The 18,970-nt window shown below is 44.7% G+C and carries 17 protein-coding genes and 1 tRNA gene; 14 read left to right on the top strand and 4 right to left on the bottom strand.

The genetic code is table 11. The annotated features are described in order from the left end of the window. Window positions 1–151 precede the first annotated feature (151 nt). The gene (gene cobQ / locus XZ46_RS03700) at window positions 152–1,618 is read right to left on the bottom strand and encodes a cobyric acid synthase CobQ (protein ID WP_008057159.1); all 1,467 of its coding nucleotides are present in this window, start codon (window positions 1,616–1,618) and stop codon (window positions 152–154) included. Between the two features lie 27 nt (window positions 1,619–1,645). Further along, window positions 1,646–2,053 carry an Npun_F0494 family protein gene (locus tag XZ46_RS03695; protein WP_228116471.1) on the bottom strand — a complete coding sequence of 136 codons (408 nt, stop codon included), beginning with the start codon at window positions 2,051–2,053 and terminating at the stop codon, window positions 1,646–1,648. Window positions 2,054–2,212: 159 nt separating this feature from the next. Between XZ46_RS03695 and XZ46_RS03690 the strand changes: the two genes are divergently transcribed. The 3 genes from XZ46_RS03690 to XZ46_RS03680 all read left to right on the top strand — a co-directional run bounded on the left by XZ46_RS03690 (window position 2,213) and on the right by XZ46_RS03680 (window position 6,314). Then, the gene (locus XZ46_RS03690) at window positions 2,213–2,647 is read left to right on the top strand and encodes a peroxiredoxin (RefSeq protein WP_006669135.1); all 435 of its coding nucleotides are present in this window, start codon (window positions 2,213–2,215) and stop codon (window positions 2,645–2,647) included. Between the two features lie 170 nt (window positions 2,648–2,817). Next, complete coding sequence (locus tag XZ46_RS03685; protein ID WP_008057162.1) at window positions 2,818–5,469, top strand: C39 family peptidase; 2,652 nt, start codon at window positions 2,818–2,820, stop codon at window positions 5,467–5,469. Window positions 5,470–5,579: 110 nt separating this feature from the next. Next, window positions 5,580–6,314: a M50 family metallopeptidase gene (locus tag XZ46_RS03680; RefSeq protein WP_006621501.1), complete on the top strand. Its 735-nt coding sequence runs from the start codon at window positions 5,580–5,582 to the stop codon at window positions 6,312–6,314. Between the two features lie 17 nt (window positions 6,315–6,331). On the opposite strand, the gene XZ46_RS03675 is transcribed toward XZ46_RS03680, so the two are convergent. After that, on the bottom strand, window positions 6,332–7,831 hold the full coding sequence (locus XZ46_RS03675) for an MFS transporter (RefSeq protein WP_035758743.1): 1,500 nt from the start codon (window positions 7,829–7,831) through the stop codon (window positions 6,332–6,334). 691 nt (window positions 7,832–8,522) lie between these two features. Here XZ46_RS03675 and ltrA point away from each other — a divergent pair. The 8 genes from ltrA (at window position 8,523) to XZ46_RS03640 (ending at window position 14,747) form a co-directional block, all read left to right on the top strand. Further along, a complete protein-coding gene (gene ltrA, locus XZ46_RS03670) occupies window positions 8,523–10,286 on the top strand; it encodes a group II intron reverse transcriptase/maturase (RefSeq protein WP_006621504.1) in 1,764 nt (587 codons plus the stop codon). 124 nt (window positions 10,287–10,410) lie between these two features. Further along, complete coding sequence (gene secG, locus XZ46_RS03665) at window positions 10,411–10,641, top strand: preprotein translocase subunit SecG (RefSeq protein WP_006618748.1); 231 nt, start codon at window positions 10,411–10,413, stop codon at window positions 10,639–10,641. Further along, window positions 10,629–11,348, top strand: coding sequence for a hypothetical protein (locus XZ46_RS03660; protein WP_006621506.1), 720 nt, complete (start codon window positions 10,629–10,631; stop codon window positions 11,346–11,348). Before secG ends, XZ46_RS03660 begins: the two co-directional genes overlap by 13 nt. A gap of 99 nt (window positions 11,349–11,447) precedes the next feature. After that, window positions 11,448–11,534 (top strand) — tRNA-Ser (locus tag XZ46_RS03655). A 199-nt stretch (window positions 11,535–11,733) separates the two neighbouring features. Then, the gene (rbp, locus tag XZ46_RS03650; protein ID WP_006670612.1) at window positions 11,734–12,021 is read left to right on the top strand and encodes an RNA-binding regulator; all 288 of its coding nucleotides are present in this window, start codon (window positions 11,734–11,736) and stop codon (window positions 12,019–12,021) included. 415 nt (window positions 12,022–12,436) lie between these two features. Next, window positions 12,437–12,610 carry an Asl3888 family RNA-binding protein gene (locus tag XZ46_RS35165; RefSeq protein WP_006621508.1) on the top strand — a complete coding sequence of 58 codons (174 nt, stop codon included), beginning with the start codon at window positions 12,437–12,439 and terminating at the stop codon, window positions 12,608–12,610. Window positions 12,611–12,800: 190 nt separating this feature from the next. Continuing rightward, the gene (locus tag XZ46_RS03645; protein ID WP_006621509.1) at window positions 12,801–13,127 is read left to right on the top strand and encodes a DUF4926 domain-containing protein; all 327 of its coding nucleotides are present in this window, start codon (window positions 12,801–12,803) and stop codon (window positions 13,125–13,127) included. 30 nt (window positions 13,128–13,157) lie between these two features. Next, complete coding sequence (locus tag XZ46_RS03640; RefSeq protein ID WP_008057181.1) at window positions 13,158–14,747, top strand: bifunctional metallophosphatase/5'-nucleotidase; 1,590 nt, start codon at window positions 13,158–13,160, stop codon at window positions 14,745–14,747. A 5-nt stretch (window positions 14,748–14,752) separates the two neighbouring features. On the opposite strand, the gene XZ46_RS03635 is transcribed toward XZ46_RS03640, so the two are convergent. Then, complete coding sequence (locus tag XZ46_RS03635; protein WP_006621511.1) at window positions 14,753–15,871, bottom strand: TRAP transporter substrate-binding protein; 1,119 nt, start codon at window positions 15,869–15,871, stop codon at window positions 14,753–14,755. Between the two features lie 288 nt (window positions 15,872–16,159). On the opposite strand from XZ46_RS03635, the gene XZ46_RS03630 reads away from it, so the two are divergent. From XZ46_RS03630 to XZ46_RS03620, 3 genes are all read left to right on the top strand, one after another. Next, a complete protein-coding gene (locus tag XZ46_RS03630; RefSeq protein ID WP_006621512.1) occupies window positions 16,160–17,446 on the top strand; it encodes a Glu/Leu/Phe/Val family dehydrogenase in 1,287 nt (428 codons plus the stop codon). A gap of 577 nt (window positions 17,447–18,023) precedes the next feature. Next, window positions 18,024–18,392 carry a 2Fe-2S iron-sulfur cluster-binding protein gene (locus XZ46_RS03625; RefSeq protein ID WP_008057185.1) on the top strand — a complete coding sequence of 123 codons (369 nt, stop codon included), beginning with the start codon at window positions 18,024–18,026 and terminating at the stop codon, window positions 18,390–18,392. Window positions 18,393–18,396: 4 nt separating this feature from the next. Further along, window positions 18,397–18,927 carry a thermonuclease family protein gene (locus tag XZ46_RS03620; RefSeq protein ID WP_008057187.1) on the top strand — a complete coding sequence of 177 codons (531 nt, stop codon included), beginning with the start codon at window positions 18,397–18,399 and terminating at the stop codon, window positions 18,925–18,927. The last annotated feature ends 43 nt before the right edge of the window (window positions 18,928–18,970 follow it).

Here is an 18,970-nt window from a genome sequence, read left to right as displayed (position 1 = left end):
CTTCAGATCTCCCATTAGCCAAGATTGACGAAAAAATTATCTGTTTTCCATAAACCAAAGCAATCTCAATTTTAATCGCCTTGGGACAAGTGACAAGGGGGGGAAGACAAATTCCCCCGAGAAACCCGATTCCGGGTCGCCCCCCACCATGTCAACCGAGAATGGTACTCAGGTCTAAATATTCTTCGACCACATCAGCTAAGGTATCCAGCATCAGATCTCGTTGTTCGCGATAGTTAGGAATCCCGGTGGGTAAGGTTCCTAATCCCCTTGGTTTTCGGAGATGATTTAACCAAGACCTGCGCCAGGGACTATTATCAAATATGCCATGCAAATAGTGACCCCAGACGGATCTATTGCTGCTGACTACTCCTAAATCGTGATCGTCAAATAGGGGTACTGTCTCCCGTTTGTCCAAAATTTGAGTCCGCCCTTGGTGGATCTCATAGCCTTCTACGGGAAATCCGATTTCTGGATAATTCGATGTTACCAACCGCTGGCGGGAGACTTTGTCTGATAAAAGTATGGTTTTGATGGGAAGTAAACCTAAGCCGGGAAAGTCTCCGATTTTACCCTCTAAGCCACGGGGATCAGATACCTGTTGTCCTAGCATCTGATACCCCCCACAGATACCCATGACCTGACCGCCTGCTTCTACATAATCCTGAATTTGAGAAGCCATGCCACTTTTTTGCAGGGCTAGTAGATCAGCAATGGTGGTTTTAGAACCGGGGATAATTACGGCATCGGGATGTCCTAGGGGTTGATTGAGTTCGACATATTGGACTTTAACGGTGGATTCGGCATCTAAGGGGTCAAAATCGGTAAAGTTAGAAATCCGAGGAATCTTCACTATGGCGATGGTTATATCAATATTGTCGGAACGAGAACGGCGTTCGAGTAAACTTAGAGAATCTTCTGCTGGCATGGCGATATCTACCCAGGGAATTACTCCGAGGACGGGGATTCCGGTGTATTTCTCTAACCACTCAATACCAGAATCGAGCAGCGATCGCATACCGCGAAATTTGTTAATCACAATGCCCTTGATTAAGGCTCGTTCCTCTGGGTCTAGCAATTCTAGAGTTCCCACTACATGAGCAAAAGCCCCCCCACGGTCAATATCAACTATCAATATGGTGAATGCTTGCAGGTATTGCGCGACTCGCATATTGGTTAAATCTCGGTGCTTGAGATTGATTTCCGCCGGACTTCCCGCGCCCTCACAGACAATTACATCAAATTCCTTTTTCAGATAATCCAGACATTTAGTGATGGTATCCCACCCGGTATCAAAGAATTTCTCATAATATTCGGTAGCTTTGAGGGTGGCGAGTGGTTTCCCTTTCAGAATTACCTGAGAGGTCATATTTCCCTGGGGTTTTAACAAAATTGGGTTCATGGCTACATTTGGCACTAAACCCGCCGCCCAGGATTGTACGGCTTGTGCATAACCCATTTCTGCGCCGGTGGGGGTGACGTAGGAGTTTAAAGCCATATTTTGCCCTTTGAAGGGAACTACCCGCAGATTTTGACGACGTAGAATCCGACATAGGGCGGTGACGAGCATGGATTTTCCGGCATGGGATGTGGTTCCAACCACCATGATTGCTTTCATTTCGGGATTTTGACCAGAGATGCTAATTTATAGGGGAAGGCGTAACCAACGCCTCAGGGCATTACTGAGGCGATCGCTCCATGATGGGGGTTTGCTGTTATTTATATCATCGGCTAGTCGTTCTGCTACTTTTCGCCCCAGGGGAGTCAGTCGAAAACTATCGGTGATTCCCTGACCGTCTACTTCTCGCCTCAATACTCCGACTTGGATTAGCCATAAAAGGGCGTTTTCGGCTCTCAATTCCGGTAGAGGCGATCGCGTATATCCTAACTCTACACCCCGATTTCCGCTAATGGCACTCAGTTTAACGCTTTGGTCAATGGAATCGGTTAAAAGTTTGATTTGAAATGGAGAACAGCGGATGGCTCGCTGGGCTCGGGCGATCGTCCCGCTAGAATATTCTATCGACTTGGAAACCGAATTAGGGGCACTCATGGGTTGATGGGCTTTCCTCATGGCTGGTTTTGAGTATATTATCCTCCACCAGTAGACCCAAATTTTGATCGGATTGTGTAATTGATTGCAAAATATCTTAAAATAACTTCACAAATAGACAAAGCATATCAAACTCGTTTTCAGGAGGACAACCATAACATGGCTTTATCTGCTGGTACTAAGGCCCCCGCATTTACCGCTAAAGATACCAACGGGAATACGGTTTCCCTCTCTGACTTTGCTGGGAAAACTGTTGTTCTCTACTTCTACCCCAAGGATGACACCCCTGGTTGCACTAAGGAAGCCCAAAGTTTCCGGGATAACTACGAAAACTATCAAAGCCGGGATATGGTGGTTCTGGGTGTAAGCACTGATGACGAAGCCTCCCACAAGCTGTTTACCGAAAAATATGGCTTACCTTTCCAACTTTTGGCGGATACCGATGGCGCTATTACCAAAGCCTATGATGTAGATGGCGGCGGTTATGCCAAGCGTGTTACCTATATTATCAATGGCGAGGGTGTCATTGACTATGTTGATGACAAGGTGAACACCTCTACCCACGCTCAGGATATTCTTGCTAAAGTCAATTAGTGCGATCGCTAATTCAAAAAATATCCGTTTTTAACGATGAGCCACCTGTAGAGTTTTCTAGGGGTGGCTTTATTGGTGCGCCACTGAGTTATGCTAACCATTGTGGGATGTGTAATGTCAAATGCACCCTTAGACACCCTACGGTTATTACCCCTACGGTTTTTAGGAAGATGAGTGAAACTATCCTGAGCTATCTTGGTCCCAACGATATTATCATCGATCAACCTGTCGTTTTGATTGGTAACTACGCTAGTCAATACATTGATACGATTTCGGTTATGGCTGAGGATCAATATCCTTTACCTACCCAACTAAGTCCTCGATTAGGGATTTGGTTTATTCCCATGCCTAAAGGCTTTAATACCGCTGGAAAACGCTGGTTAAGAGTTCAAGGCAAAGACCAATCTGGTAAGGTTGTCGCTGACACTTGGGCTGAGTTTACTGTAGGTCATACTGGGCTTAATGTCGGTTTATCTACTCAGTTAATCGTCTTACAAAATACATCATTGAAACATCAAGCGATCGCCTCTGATAGACTAACCTCAGAGCAGAAATATGATTTAGAAATTGGCGAAATTTTAGCAGTTGATAGCTACGAACTGCAAAATGATCACTTTTATATTGAATTAACTAATCCCCTGGGTGATTTAGGGCGTTCTGGTTATTTATATCGGTCACATATTTTGCTGATACAAGGGGCTCAAATTTTATGGTTTAATCGAGATGATATACCCCCAAACCCTCCGGGAACCAAACTAATATGGGTCACTCATGATACAGTGCTTAAACGTAGTCCTGATGATAGATCCCAACTGCCGGAAAATGCCATCTATCCCCTCAGCCAAGGGAGTAGTTATCTAGCCCTAGGTTACGCCTGTGTAGCTGATCATTTTCGGGTAACACTCACCGAGTCACTTCCCGGTTATGGTCATGTAGGCTACCTGTATCGCTACCATTTGCAAATGTTTCAGGGAGACCGTGAAATCACCTTTGATCATAATGCCATTACCCTAACCATTATCAATACCACCCTGTTTAAAAAACGCCCCATTGACTCAGCTTATTTATCTCCAGAAGAACAAGTTACCCTTCCCGCCGGAATGATTTATGGGGTACAAAGTTATACCACTGAAGACGGACATCTAAAAGTAGCCTTAACTGAAAATTTCCCGGGTTTTGGTAATACCGGTTATTTCTTTCCTAATTTTGTGCAATTAAACCGGGCTACAGCTTCCTATTCTCCGACTCCTAGCCTTACCTATGAAGGCCCCCCAGAAGTGTTAATAAATACACCTGTGGTTCTGAAGGGTCAATTTGATGGTCAACAAGCGATCGCTGTTTCTTTAGTAGCCGAAGATCGTTATCCTTTAGAAGTAGTTATAAATCGACAAGCCGGAACCTGGACAGTTAATTTAGAAGCCGGATTTAGTGAACCCGGATATCGATGGCTGCGCCTTAAAACCACAGATGATCAAGGTCAACTGGTAGCCAGTCAAATTATCAATATTACCGTCAGTGAAAACGCCATGACCGTAGGGGAATCTCTACAACTTGATGTTATAGAAGATACCCTATTTAAAGTATCACCTATCGATTCTAATTTACTCGGTTCTGAACAACAAGTCACCGTCCCCGCTGGTCAAACATTTAAAGTGAGCAAATATGGTCTAGTAGATGGTCACTTAAAACTATTGTTAGAAAATGGGATTCCTCCCATTGGTTCCTTTGGCTATTTTTTCCGGGGTCATGTTCGGCTACGGAAAGGAAGCACCACCTTAGCCTTTGACATGGAGGAAGTTCCCGACACTAATATTAGCGCTCAAATGCTAGTGACCACCACTACCCGAATTAAGGCGCAACCGATTGATTCTGCCAATTTAGCACCTGATCAATTTGCTGAGTTACTGTTAGGACAAAACTTTGCTATTCGCGGATATGCTTCCTTTCAAGGTCATTTCCGGGTCACACTAGACCAATCTATCCCCGGTTTTGGTAATGTGGGTTATGTTTATTGGCAGCACGTCAGTTTATTGCGAGATGGAAAAGCGATCGCATATAACCCCGATGCTATTACCATGACCATGAGGGAAACAACCGTCCTCAAAAAACGCCCCGTAGACTCAGGACAACTAGCAGAATCAGAAAAAGTTACCCTTCCTCTGGGTCGGGTTTATGGTGTTAGTAGCTACAGTACAGATCAAAGCCATGTCCGAGTCGCCTTAACTGAAGAATTGCCGAATTTTGGTAATACCGGTTATATATTTCCCAAGTTTGTCAAGTTTCAACGGGGGGGAAAAGTTTTTGATCCGACTCCCCCACAAGTGCTAATCAATGTTCCCTATTTTTCCCAGCGAGATAATCCCCGATTTTATTGGTCTACTTGTAATGTTACCTGTATCGCCATGGTCATGCACTACTATGGTGTGCGTTCTAAATGGGGTGGACAGTTAGAAGATGAACTCTTACAGTGGTGTTTTGATTATGCTGGACAAGGTTCTCAAACTAACCATAGTGTTTTATCAGCCTTAATTCGCGCCTATGGTTTTCAAGGCAGTTTTAGCACAACTCGCCGCTGGTCTGAAGTTCGCAACGAGTTGATTAATAGTCGTCCGGTCGTATTAGCCGGAGATTTTACTCCTTCCGGTCATATTGTCACCGTTATTGGTTACAACCGATATGGCTATATCGTTCATGACCCCTGGGGAGATGCTTACACTGGCTATTCCAACACCGAGGGTCGCCGCCTTCCCTATTCTTATAGCTATCTTAATCGAGTTTGTGGACCAGATGGCAATGTCTGGGCGCATTTCATCCGACCTTAGCTCAATGACCCTCTTTTTTGACCCTGGGGCGACTTGACTGGATTTCAGGCTAAAATATAATCACGGCTAAGATCTGGTTTAGCCCCCGGTCTACAAAAGAGGGATAATTTATGTCTGATTTTCAATACTCATCATCATCTAAAATTGGGGTGCTTGGGTTAGTTGTTGCTGCTATTGCTACCATTATCTTATGGCAATTTTACTGGGGAAATTATGTCTTATATCCTTTCTCCATTTTGGCTACATGGTTTCATGAAATGGGTCATGGATTAACTGCTATTTTACTGGGAGGAAATTTTCATAAACTCTTACTTTTTCCTAATGGTTCTGGTCTCGCATATAATTCCGGTAACTTTGGTTCTTTAGCCAGAGCATTAATAGCAATGGGTGGTCCTTTGGGTCCCGCTGTAGCAGGTGGAATCTTAATATTATCTAGTCGTCGTTATCAAACAGCCCACTGGTGTTTAATGGCTTTAGGTTCGATTATGTTGCTATCGGTTTTATTATGGATTAGGACTTTGTTCGGAGTTTTTGCTATATTATTATGGGGGTTATTAATTTTATCCATTGCCTTTCAAACACCCCAAAAAATCCAGGCTTTTACTGTACAATTCATGGGAATGCAAGCCATTGTTAGTACCTACCACCAAAAACATTATTTATTTGGCAGTAGTTGGGTTAACATCAATGGTCAAAATTTGGTCTCTGATACTGCTATAATTGCCCAATACTTGTTTCTACCTCAATGGTTTTGGGCTGCCTTAATTATGGTTATTTCTACTGCTATTTTCTGGTGGAGTCTGAAAATAGCCTATGGTTCTGATGAATCAATCATCAATAATTAACCATTGATTACCCATACTCACCGCTCATTTTTGGAAATATACCACGTTAAATTACCTGCGAGTACAGATAGTATAGCTAAAGCCAAGAATACAGAAGACAGACCGAATAAGGTTTCGGTAATACCCGCCAAAGCGAGGGGTAGTGATAGGGCAATATTAATGGCGTTGTTTTGTAAGCCAAACACCTTACCACGCATTTCTTCTGGGGTTTCGGCTTGGATGGTTGTTTGCATGGGAATTCCTACCATTGCACCAAATACGCCTAGCAGCGAAATTAACCCTAAAGCGGGTGCTAGTTGCTGACTAAAAAATGCTAAACCCACCAAACAAATAGCCATGCCAATTGAGCCCAATAGTGCGATTCTAAAGTGGGAAAATTGGTGTCCGATATGACCTAAAATAGCTGCACCAATTGCCATTCCCAAGCCCGCCGCAGCCAGCAAAAAGCCAAATTGTGATGATTTGAGGTTAGGAATCAACTCCGCCACCCGAACGGCTAAAACAGCCAAGGCGGCAAAGATGGAAAATAAAATGACTAATTGCAGTAAAGCATTACGGACTCCATGATGATCTCGTAGATAGCGCATCCCCTCGCGTAAATCTTCGAGGATGTGGGGTTGTTCTTGTGAGCTAACATTTTGTTGTTCGCCAGTTTTCATCAATAGTAATAGTAAACCGGCGATCGCATATCCACTACCGACAATCAACTCTTTACCCACAGGTAATTGACTCCCCAGCCTTTCTAGCAAGGTATCGGCTAAAGCTAACAGCGGTTCCCCCACCGCAAAACCGACAATCACAGAAGCCATCATTGTAGTTGTATATAGGGAATTAGCAGATAGTAAATGTTTCCGTTCAACAATTAAAGGGATAGCCGCCTGTTCTGCGGGGGCAAAAAATTGAGTGAGAGTCGAGACTAAAAAGGTAATCAGTAATAGCAAACAGAACCCCAAGGGGAATTTGGTAAATTTCATTCCCTCAGATAGCCACAGAAGAATCGGGAGGATAAGAACCAACCCACCCCGCAGCAAATTTGTTAACACTAACACCATTTTTTTCGGCCAGCGGTCTACATAGACCCCGGCTCCTGCCCCAAATAATACAGCAGGAATGGTAAAGGCAATCATTACCGCCGAGACCCAACCGCTAATACTCTGGTTAGCCTGTTGAAACTCAGTGGAGATGACAGCAATCATTAGGACTAGGTAGACTTTATCGGCTAGTTGAGAGAAAACCTGTCCACTCCACAAGGCGAGAAAATTGCGATTTCTCAAAACTGGTAAAAATCCCCGTTCCTCTGGCTCAGGGGGAGGGGGGTCTGAGTTGGGCGGTGTCGGCGCACTAGGCTTTTTACCAGCAGTCTCTGACGAACTGTAGGAGTTACCTGTTGAACTTGAATTGTAGTCTGTGTAATCTACGGGTGTGCTTAGGTCTAAGCCGTTTCTTGTTTCCCAGTCATCCATGGAGTTGATCTGTTTAATGTTAAGATACTGAAAGCGTGCCAGACGTTCAGGCATGAAATAGGGCTGCAATGCCCGAAATAACCGCCTGGTAGGGAATTCAGCCCCTTGGTTGAATATAAGGAGCGCACTCCTGACCATCCCTATAACTGTTTATATGTCCCAATGATTAGTATCATACGATAAAAAATCAAGGCAGGGAACCCAAGGTCAATACACTCTGTAACAACTCGTAACAACTCTTAACATAACGAAATGGGACGACACAGAGATGAGGGTAACGGCGATAGCCACCCCCAGTTTCAGGACTCACACCCCTGGGATTGAAGCGGGGAACGGAAGGCGTGAAGTAGAACCAACTACCAGACGCGACCACTGCCAACCATCCATGATTAGGGAAACCGAATGTCTGGCCTGAACCATCGTAAGTAGATTGTAGCGAAATAGGTTGATACGCTGCGCTCAAAAGAGTAAGGGGAAAAGTAGGAGAATCCTTTCACTACCTACACAGACCTTTAAAGTACCCCGGTGGAGAGGACAAATCTAAAGATGGAATGCCCATATAAACGGAACGTTTTAAGTCCTCCTGGACTCTGAGAGTATGGTCGATACCTCAGTAGGGATAAGTGTAACCGCAAGTCCTAGAGGATGTGAGATGTGACCAAAAGCCAAACGCCCGGTTGTAATGACAGGGATATGCTAACGGGTCACGGTTTGATTGTAAGAATAGAGTCTAGTAGGAGTCAAAATGACGAAATCGAGAGAAAGTAAGGGATTTGGGAAACCAAAACTTACAAAGACTACGAATGTATGGAGAAGTATTAACTGGGCCAAGGTTCAGCGATACGTCTTTAAGCTCCAAAAGAGGATATTTCAAGCAGCTAAATCGGGACAGGATGCAAAGGCTAGAAAGTTGCAACGTCTATTGGTGAAGTCATATTATGCCCAGCTTCTAGCAGTGCGACGAGTGACTCAAGATAATCAAGGCAAAAAGACAGCCGGTGTCGATGGAATGAGAGTAATCTCCCCAAGGCAAAGGCTTGAACTTGCTGAGAATATTAAAGGAAATCTCAAAGCAAAACCGCTGCGTAGGGTGTGGATTCCAAAACCTGGAAGGGATGAAAAACGCCCTCTGGGAATACCCACCATCCAAGATAGAGCAAGGCAAGCCTTGGTTAAGTCGGCTCTCGAACCTGAATGGGAATCGAAGTTTGAAGGCACAAGTTACGGATTCCGTCCTGGACGGTCCGCCCAGGATGCGATAGCACGAATCTATCTGTGTATCAAACACAGCAGTTATTTTGTGTTAGACGCTGATATAACAAAATGCTTTGACCGAATAAACCATGATTATCTACTGTCCAAAATTCATTGTCCAAGCAGCTTGAAAAGAGACCTGAAACAATGGCTTAAAGCAGGGGTGCTAGATAACGGTGTATTCGAGGATACAGAATCAGGGACACCCCAAGGAGGGGTAATAAGTCCAATACTCGCCAACATCGCACTGTTGGGAATGGAGAGGCTAGTTAAGGAAATGTATCCAAATAAAGGAACAGCCATTCAGGTGAACCTTATAAGATACGCCGATGATTTTGTAGTTATATCAAAAGACCTTGAAATCATTGAACAGTGCAAGACTGCAATTTCTGAATGGTTAAAACCTGTAGGATTAGAGATTAAACCTGAAAAGACTCGAATTTGCCACACGCTCAATCCCATTGAGTATAATGGCAAGCCTGAAGAACCCGGGTTTGATTTTCTAGGATTCAATATCAGGCAATATCCGGTAGGAAAATATAAATCTGGGAAAACAGGGGGAATGGCAAGCCGATTAATCGGTCACAAAACCCACATCAAACCCAGCAAGAAAGCAGTTAAAGCCCACACTGAAGTGATTAAGGGTGTAATTAAACAACATAAAACTGCACCCCAGTCAGCCCTGATTAGCAGACTAAACCCAATCATAAGGGGATGGTCAAACTACTATTCAGGGGTAGTCTCAACAGAGACCTTCACAAAGCTAGACCACATAGTTTGGCAAATGTTGCGGGCATGGACAGAATCAAGATGCAGAAAGGCAAGTTACGATAAGCTAGGAAACTATTTCAGACATGGAACGGTTAAACTTAGTAATGGGAAAGAAAGGCATGAATCTTGGTTATTCCAGACTAAAGATGGATTCACATTATGGAAACATAATTGGACTCCAATTGTCAGACATACCCTAATACGCCCGGAAGCAACACCATACGACGGAAACTGGACTTACTGGGCAACCAGGAAAGGACAAGCAATCGACACGCCAAATAGGGTAGCAAAACTACTTAAAAAGCAAAAAGGCAAGTGTACCTGGTGTGGGCAATACTTTACCCCATCAGATATAGTTGAAGTAGACCACATTGTACCTCGAAGCCAAGGCGGAAAGGATGAATACAAGAACCTTCAGCTACTACATCGCCACTGTCACGATGATAAAACAGCTCTTGATGAAGAGAGGTTGTTGTACTCTTAACAGAGAGGCAGTCAGACTAGGAGCCGTATGAGGTGAAAGTCTCATGTACGGTTCTGAATGGGAGGGGGTGAAGGCGACTTCACTCTCGACCCCTAATCGAAACGCACGGAATTGATGACGAACTATGGCTCTTACTGATATATTACAGGCAATCTGGTCACTCTCGGCCCTAGGGTTGGTGATTTTGGTACTCCTGCACAGTCCCAAGGGTGATGGTATTGGGGGAATTGGTGGACAGGCGCAACTGTTTACTAGCGCGAAAACAGCGGAAGTTACCCTAAATCGCATTACCTGGATACTAGCAATTGTGTTTATGGGGTTAACCACGATTTTAAGCGCTGGTTGGCTTGGATAGGGATTTTGGGGTTGGTGAGGGTTCGGCTAATAGGATTGAGTCTATTTACGATTTTCCTGATCGTAGTTTACGGTTGGCGATCGCCTGCTGTTGATCTGTCAATCCCGTTTGATTCCCATCCCCTCCCCCCATCTCTGGAACAATGGCAAGATCCTACGGACAGTGGTGATTATTTCGACCAGATAGCGCCACCTACATTTGGTCATCTGGTCTGGTCTAGTTTTCCGGTTCGTGTCTATATTGAATCCCCAGAAGATCCAGGGGCTGAAAATTGGCGGGATCTGGTCTTAGATGCAGTGATGGACTGGAACCCCTATTTACCGATAGAAATTATTGAGGATAGCGATCGCGCCCAGGTCCAGATTTTTCGCCGTCGCCCTCCCCTACAACCAGGAAGGCTGCGGGCTAGTTCTGCGGAAGCCAGATATCAGCTTTTTAAACGGATTACTGGGAATGACTCTTATATTTTAGTCCATCGCTTTACTATTTGGCTGAGTCCTACCCAAAGCGGCAAGTATATTACCGCCGCCACTCGCCACGAATTTGGACACGCCCTGGGGATTTGGGGCCATAGTCCCACGGCAACTGATGTGATGTATTACTCCCAGGTTCGGGAACCTCCCCCGATCTCGCCCCGTGATGTGAATACGCTGCGACGTATTTATGAACAACCCACTCAACTGGGTTGGGCTCAAATGAAGGTCTAGCGTGTATCTCAACAAATTTGGCAAAGGGTATTGTCAAATCATATAGGCTTCTGCTAAGATACATATCTTGTGAGTAAAACTAAAAAATGCGACGGTTTTGGAGAGGTGGCCGAGTGGTTGAAGGCGCAGCACTGGAAATGCTGTTTAGGGGTGACTCTAACGAGGGTTCGAATCCCTCCCTCTCCGTTCGCTAACTCATGCGATCGGGATAAATCAAGGTGAGTTCCTTAGCTGAACCCTGGTGGTGCTAAGATATGATCTAAGAACAGTTGATTCGGTGGTAAAGTTTGTTGTTGATCTTAGCTGGTTATTTCCGTAAGGTATTAGCAGACGTTCCTCCCGGGTCTGTCGTCCCCTCGTTTATCAATGATTTTGGAGGAAACAAATGTCAATCTATGTAGGGAACTTATCCTATGATGTCACTGACGAAGATCTAAAAGAAGTCTTCGCAGAATATGGCACGGTGAAACGGGTTCATCTTCCCACCGATCGCGAAACTGGAAAGTTTCGTGGTTTTGCGTTTGTGGAAATGAATACCGAAGAAGAAGAAATTCATGCGATCGAAGAACTTGATGGTGCTGAGTGGATGGGACGAGAAATCCGAGTTAACCTAGCTCGTCCTCGGGAAGATAAGAAACCGTCTGATAGAGGGGGCCGCAAACCACGATATTAGAAAGTCCTTTGACCCGAAAAGCGATCGCCTGTCCGTGACGGCAGCGATGGGGATGTAGGCGGTTCGCAGTCCTAAACACGGCGAACTAGCGTAGCCAAATTAAGTACGGAGAACCATCTACCCAAGGAAGTATTCTAGTCTCGGAGCCATCCCGGCACAGTAAGTCACTACTGCCATGCTCGCCGCCTGCCTAAACAACTGACAAGTAATGGGAAGATGCAGAGCGTAGCTATATGGCTAGGCGATCGACTCGGAAACCAAAAAAACCAAAGTAAGCCCAATAGCTGCCAAGGCTGGAGGGCTTAGAGGGATACTTGAATGTCCCGCTGTCCCCCGTTTGAGGGTAGGCAGGAATCCCCATACTTTTAGTATTGGGGAAGTTCAAGCACAACTATGTCTTTATGAGGTAATCGTGATGGCCAAGCGTCGTAATTTAAAAAAAGAAAAGGCTGAACGCAACCTGGCCAATGCACGCCAGTATCGTAAGAGATTCAACCCCCACTCAGCTCGTAATAAGCGCTTCAACCGCAACGATCGCCCGTCTGAGGGTGAGCAAACATCTTCAGAACAAGATTCTAAGGCTGAGTAGGTGATTAGGTTGGTGATAACAACAGTTATACAAATAACTTTGATTGTTGATCACGCTTCCCAAATGTATTGGAAAGCCCAGTTTAAACCTGATTGTTTGGACAAGGTTCCAGACTAACTTAAACCCTTCCCTAGTCCTTGGGGAAGGGTTGTTTTATGGCTGATGATTCCTAAAATTGAGGCAAAAATCAATGAAAGCTAAACTCTATGATAGAATTGAAACGGTAATAGAAATAAAAGCCCATTTTGGTCGCCAAATTATCCCCAAGGGAACTGTCGGAACAGTTGTAGAATGTTATGAAAATCCCCAAGAAAGTTATTCGGTAGACTTAACTATGGGGGGTGAGTATGAAAACCTGATTCTTAACCCGGAACAATTTATGGTGATGGGAGAAACCTCTGATGAAAGTAATTTAGGCACTCTCTTTGGCGGGACTAAATACGAAGTACCCCAAGCGGTTTTAGATGCTTCTGTAGCGCCCCAATCTCAGCCAGATTCGCCAGAATTAAAGGTATAATAAAACTGCACTGATAATCTAGTCATAATCATGAAGTGGGCTGTACGCTTGTATGGGATTTTATTTGTGGGAGCAATTTTTGTAGGAATTGCCTTTCATGATGCTTTGGTAAACTCACAGGATTTTAGCCTAAGATTATTACATACAAACGACCATCATGCTCGCCTAGAATCGGTGGAAGTTGGGGATAACTTGTTAGGTGGTATTGCGCGACGAAAAACCCTAATTGATACACTCCTGGCTGAGAATGAAACGACAACCCTATTGCTAGATGCGGGGGATATTTTCCAGGGAACGCTGTATTTTAATAAGTATTTAGGTCAAGCAGATGTTCCCTTTTATAATCAAATGAATTATGCGGCTGTGGCGATCGGAAATCATGAATTTGACCGAGGACAGGAAACCTTGGCGGAGTTTATTAGAAGTTCGGCGTTTCCGATGATTTCCTCTAATCTGGAAATTGATGTCAACTCACCGCTGTCTGATTTAATCAAATCTTGGATTATTGTTCATGTCAATCGTGAACAAATAGGTATTTTGGGGTTAACGACACCAGACACGGAGGTTTTGTCTAGTCCTGGGGAAGGTATTAAGTTTCTTGATCCGATCGCCGCTGCCAAAAAAACAGTTAAAATTCTCAGAGGTCGTGGTGTAAATAAAATCATCGCCCTGACTCATTTAGGCATTTCTGAGGATATTAAATTAGCCCAACAAGTGGATGGAATTGATCTAATTGTGGGGGGACATTCCCACACTCCCCTAGGAAATATACCAGGTGCGACTCAACCTTATCCTTTGGTAGAAACTTCCCCTAATGGGGATAATGTGTTAGTGGTGACTGATTGGGAATGGGGGAAATATTTGGGGGATTTACAAGTTGTTTTTGATGGTAGAGGTCATCTAATATATTGGTCTGGTTCTCCTCATGCTGTGGATGAAAGTATTATTCCTGACCCGGATTTTGAAGCGCAATTGCAAGTTTTCCAAGCCCCCCTGGAAGAATTACGAAATAAAGTTATTGGTCAAACTGATACTGTACTAGATGGCGATCGCCGAAATATTCGCTCTATTGAGACCAACTTAGGAAATCTAATTGCTGATGCAATTCTGGCAAAAATGCAGCCAGACGGTGCCGAAATAGCGATTGTTAATGGGGGAGGAATTCGAGCCAGTATTCCGGCGGGGAATATCACCCTTGGTCAAGTTATGGAAGTTCTCCCCTTCGGAAATACGATCGCTCGTTGTGACTTAACCGGAAATCAGATAAAAAAACTGTTAGAACATGGTGTTAGTGGAGTAGAAAAGGGAGAGGGAAGTTTTCCGCAAGTGTCTGGAATTCAATTGATGTGGAATCCAGAAGCGCCCATAGGTTCGCGGATTATGTCAGTTAATGTCATCAGTCCTGATGGTAGCATGAAACCCCTAGAAGATGATGTTAGTTATCGGGTAGTTACCAACACTTTTTTAATGACAGGCGGCGATGGTTACGAAATTTTCAAACAGTCTAATAATCAGGTAGATACTGGTTTTTTACTGTCAGATGTTGTGGCTGATTATATAAGCGCGCGCCCCCTGATTAACCCCCCAGTAGGCGATCGTATCATCAAAGCACCTCTTTAACCTTGCTACAACCCTTCTAAAATAGGTGTTGACACAAAATTACTGAAAGCAAACTCACCCACAGCGTGCCACTGTCGGATGCTATCTCGAAACTGTTTCCAGGGTTCATAAATATCTCGGAAAGAGGAATTACGAATAGCCATATCCTCCAGTAAATCCGTAGTTGCAGCCAGAGAAGCCTGTAAAATTTCTGGGCTAAAAGCCTTTAACTGAGTCCCCCCATCAATCAACCTTTTCAACGCTTGAGGGTTCTGGACATCATACTTAGCTAAAGTTTGAATATTAGCCGCCGACGCTGCTGTTTTCAGAATTTCCTGATACTCAGTCGGCAACCTATTCCAAGCCGTCAAATTAATCTGCAAATCAAAACTAGATCCCGGTTCCCACCAACCCGGATAATAGTATAACCTCGCCGCATTATTTAAGCCTAACTTTTCATCATCATAGGGACCAACAAACTCCGCCGCATCAATAGCCCCCCTTTCCAAAGCCAGGAAAATTTCTCCTCCCGGTAAAACCTGAACATTCACCCCCAAGCGGGAGAGAACCTCGCCACCCAAGCCAGGAATCCGCATTTTTAACCCATTTAAATCAGCGATATTATTTACTTCTCTTTTAAACCATCCCCCCATCTGAGCCCCAGAATTTCCGGCCGGAAAAGCAATAGTATTAAAATCGGCATATAGCTTATTCATCGCCTCAATACCGCCGCCATGATATAGCCAAGCCATCTGTTGCTGCGTATTAAGTCCGAAGGGAACACAGGTGCCAAAAGTCAAAGCCGGGTTTTTACCGATGTAGTAATAACTCGCCGTGTGACCACATTCGACAGTTCCCTGTTGAATAGCATCCAACACCTGTAACCCCGGCACAATTTCCCCCGCCGCAAAAGTTTGGATAGTAAATCGTCCGTCTGTTAGTTTACTGACCAATTCCGCGATTAGTTCAGCAGCGCCATATAGCGTATCTAGGGAAGTTGGCCAACTTGTAGCCATTTTCCAGCGTACCCGTGGTAAAGAGTCACTTTGAACAGCCGGACTTGTATTTTGGGGATTACAGGCAGCCAAGGCGGCGGCGGTGGCCACTCCAGTGGCAGCATAACCGAGGATATTTCGACGTTTCATAATTTTTGCTTACTTTCGGTGAGAGAAATTAGGCCAGTAGGCTTGAGTATTTCATCTAATTTTAAACCCAACGGGTTCACTGAGTCAGTTTTTGCTGATTTTTCATATCACCTAATTTAAAACTGTAACAATTTTTACATAATTTTGTATTTATCGATTTTTTTAAGTTATGGTACAGATATGAGGGAATATAGCTGGGGATCAAGAAGTTGGTCAGAACAGATCGCTGTACTGTCTAGCTTCTGGCTTCAGCCTGAACAATTAATTAATAAAGAGGTTTAATAAATTATGGTTGTATCATCCCAGGTAGCGACTACATCCCCAACTCCGGCTTATATTTGTCCATTCGATCGCACCTGTAGCTATTTAAACCAAGCGGCTGCGGAACTAGGTATGGACCCAAATATCTTGGTGATTTTAGAACATCCCCGGAAAGTCGTCACCGTTTCCATTCCGGTTAAATTAGACAATGGAAAAGTACAAATCCTCGCCGGACACCGGGTGCAGCACTGTGATGTCCTCGGTCCCTATAAAGGCGGAACCCGATATCATCCCACTGTTAATCTGGGAGAATTGTCAGCCTTAGCCATGTTGATGACCTGGAAATGTGCCCTATTAGGGATTCCCTACGGTGGCGCTAAAGGTGGGATTGCTATTGACCCCGCGCAATATAGCGTAGGGGAACTGGAACGCCTCACCCGTCGCTACACTAGCGAATTGATTAAAGATATTGGTCCGGCGATCGATATCCCCGCACCAGATATCGGCACATCCTCACGAGAAATGGCTTGGATGATGGATACCTATTCTATGAATATGGGTCATGCTGTCCTAGGTGTCGTCACCGGAAAACCCCTATCTATTGGCGGTTCAAAAGGTCGAGATATGGCGACCGGACGCGGGGTGATGATTACTGTCAGAGAAGCCTTATTAGAGAAAGGACAAACCCTAGAAGGTGTGACAATTGCTATTCAGGGATTTGGAAAAGTCGGCGGCGCAGCGGCACAACTCCTTCACGAAGCCGGGGCTAAAATTATTGCTGTTTCTGATGCCTTTGGCGGCGTTTTTGATGCTAATGGCTTGGATATTCCGGCTTTGCAATCTCATGTGAATAACCAGAAAACTGTTGTCGGTTTTCCTGGTAGCGATAGCATTAGTAATGCTGAATTACTCACCCTTCCCTGTGATGTCTTGATTCCTGCTGCTTTAGAAGACCAAATTACTGAAGATAATGCCGATCGCATTCAGGCGAAATTAGTGGCAGAGGCTGCTAATGCTCCCATTACCCTCATCGCCGACCAAATACTCGAAACGCGGGGGATTACTGTCTTACCAGATATCCTCGCTAATGCGGGTGGTGTCGTGGTTAGCTATCTGGAATGGGTGCAAGGTCAATCTTTCCTTTTCTGGGATGAAAAACGGGTGAATCGGGAAATGGAAAAACTACTCCGTAATGCCTACCACCGCGTTAGCCAACATTCCCAACAACGGTCTGTCTCTTTGCGGCTTGCTGCCTATACTCTCGGTGTCGGTCGGGTCTCACAAGCCATGAAAGATAGGGGACTCTATCCATAAGATAATTAACAATTAATAATTAACAATTAATAATTGTTAATGTTGTCGGGGCGGGTTCCACGGTTAGTTATAGTCATCACCGATCATCTTAATAAACCCGCCCTATCTATCCCCAACAATGGATAATGTTGTCGGGGCGGGTTCCACGGTTAATTAGATTACCCACCGACCACATTAATCACCCCCCCAGAAGATCCGCAAATTAATGGATAATGGATTAATTGTCGGGGCGGGTTCCACGGTTAGTTAGATTGCCCACCGACCACATTAATCAACCTCCCAGAAGATCCGCAAATTAATGGATAATGGATTAATTATTCATTATTAATTATTAATTATTAATTGTCGGGGCGGGTTCCACGGTTAATTAGATTACCCACCGACCATCTTAATAAACCCCCCAGAATACCCGTAAATTAATGGATTAATTATTAATTATTAATTATTAATTATTAATTGTCCGGGCGGGTTCCACGCTTAGTTAGTGAGTGGGCGGTTGTCTGTTGCCTGTTGGTTGTTGGTGGCTAAAATATCCTATGATAGGAGGGGTTGTGAAAAAAATCCAAGAACTGATATTATGTCCGCCTATCATACAATTCGTATTCACGATCGCCAAAGGGATAAGTCCTACTGTGTGCAAGTTCCAGAGGATCGCTATATCCTCCCATGTGCAGAAAATCAGGGTTCAGATTTACCCTATTCCTGTCGCAATGGTGCCTGTACAACTTGCGCGGTGCGGGTGATCTCAGGGGAGTTGTATCAGCCGGAGGCGATGGGATTATCTCCAGAACTCCAAAAAGAAGGATATGCTTTGCTCTGTGTGAGCTATCCCCGTTCAGACCTGGAAGTGGAAACCCAGGACGAGGATGAAGTCTACGAACTCCAGTTTGGTCGCTACTTTGGTAAAGGTAAGGTGCGAACGGGGCTCCCCTTAGATGAAGATTAGTCTAATGCCATTGAGATTGATGCTTACCGGACTGTTACTCCTGTTGTGTTGTATCGTGGGGGTTGGGTGTTCTGAACCGCCGGAAATGCCCACAGGTATGACTGTCAGAGTAGAACGGGTGGTTAGTGGTCAGACTATAGAAATTGTCAGTCCTACGGATGATATTCCCAAGTTACAGCGGGTAAGACTGATTGGCATTAATGCGCCAGACCTAAGACAAGACCCCTGGGGAATGGAAGCTAAACGAAGGCTAGAGCAGCTTTGTCAGGGACAGCAGGTGCTATTAGAATTTGACCAAATGGAAAGCGATCGCTATGATCGCCTATTAGCATATATATGGCGCGATCAAATTCTGATTAATGAGGAATTGGTTAAACAAGGTTACGCCCTCGCCCAAGCTGGAATTTACAACAACAAATACAGCCAACGCCTTGACAATGCCCAACGGTGGGCTAGAATCATGGGGTTAGGTATCTGGAACCCAGAAGAACCCATGAGATTTACCCCCGCTGAGTTTCGTCAACAACAGTCCTGACTGAAAAAGGGCAGCCGACAGTCTGGGGGTAGGCGGAAATTAA

The sequence above is a fragment of the Limnospira indica PCC 8005 genome, assembly GCF_000973065.1.
Classification (GTDB): domain Bacteria; phylum Cyanobacteriota; class Cyanobacteriia; order Cyanobacteriales; family Microcoleaceae; genus Limnospira; species Limnospira fusiformis.
The sequence above is the reverse complement of the archived record's forward strand: the minus strand, read 5'-3'. Positions and strand labels throughout refer to the sequence as shown.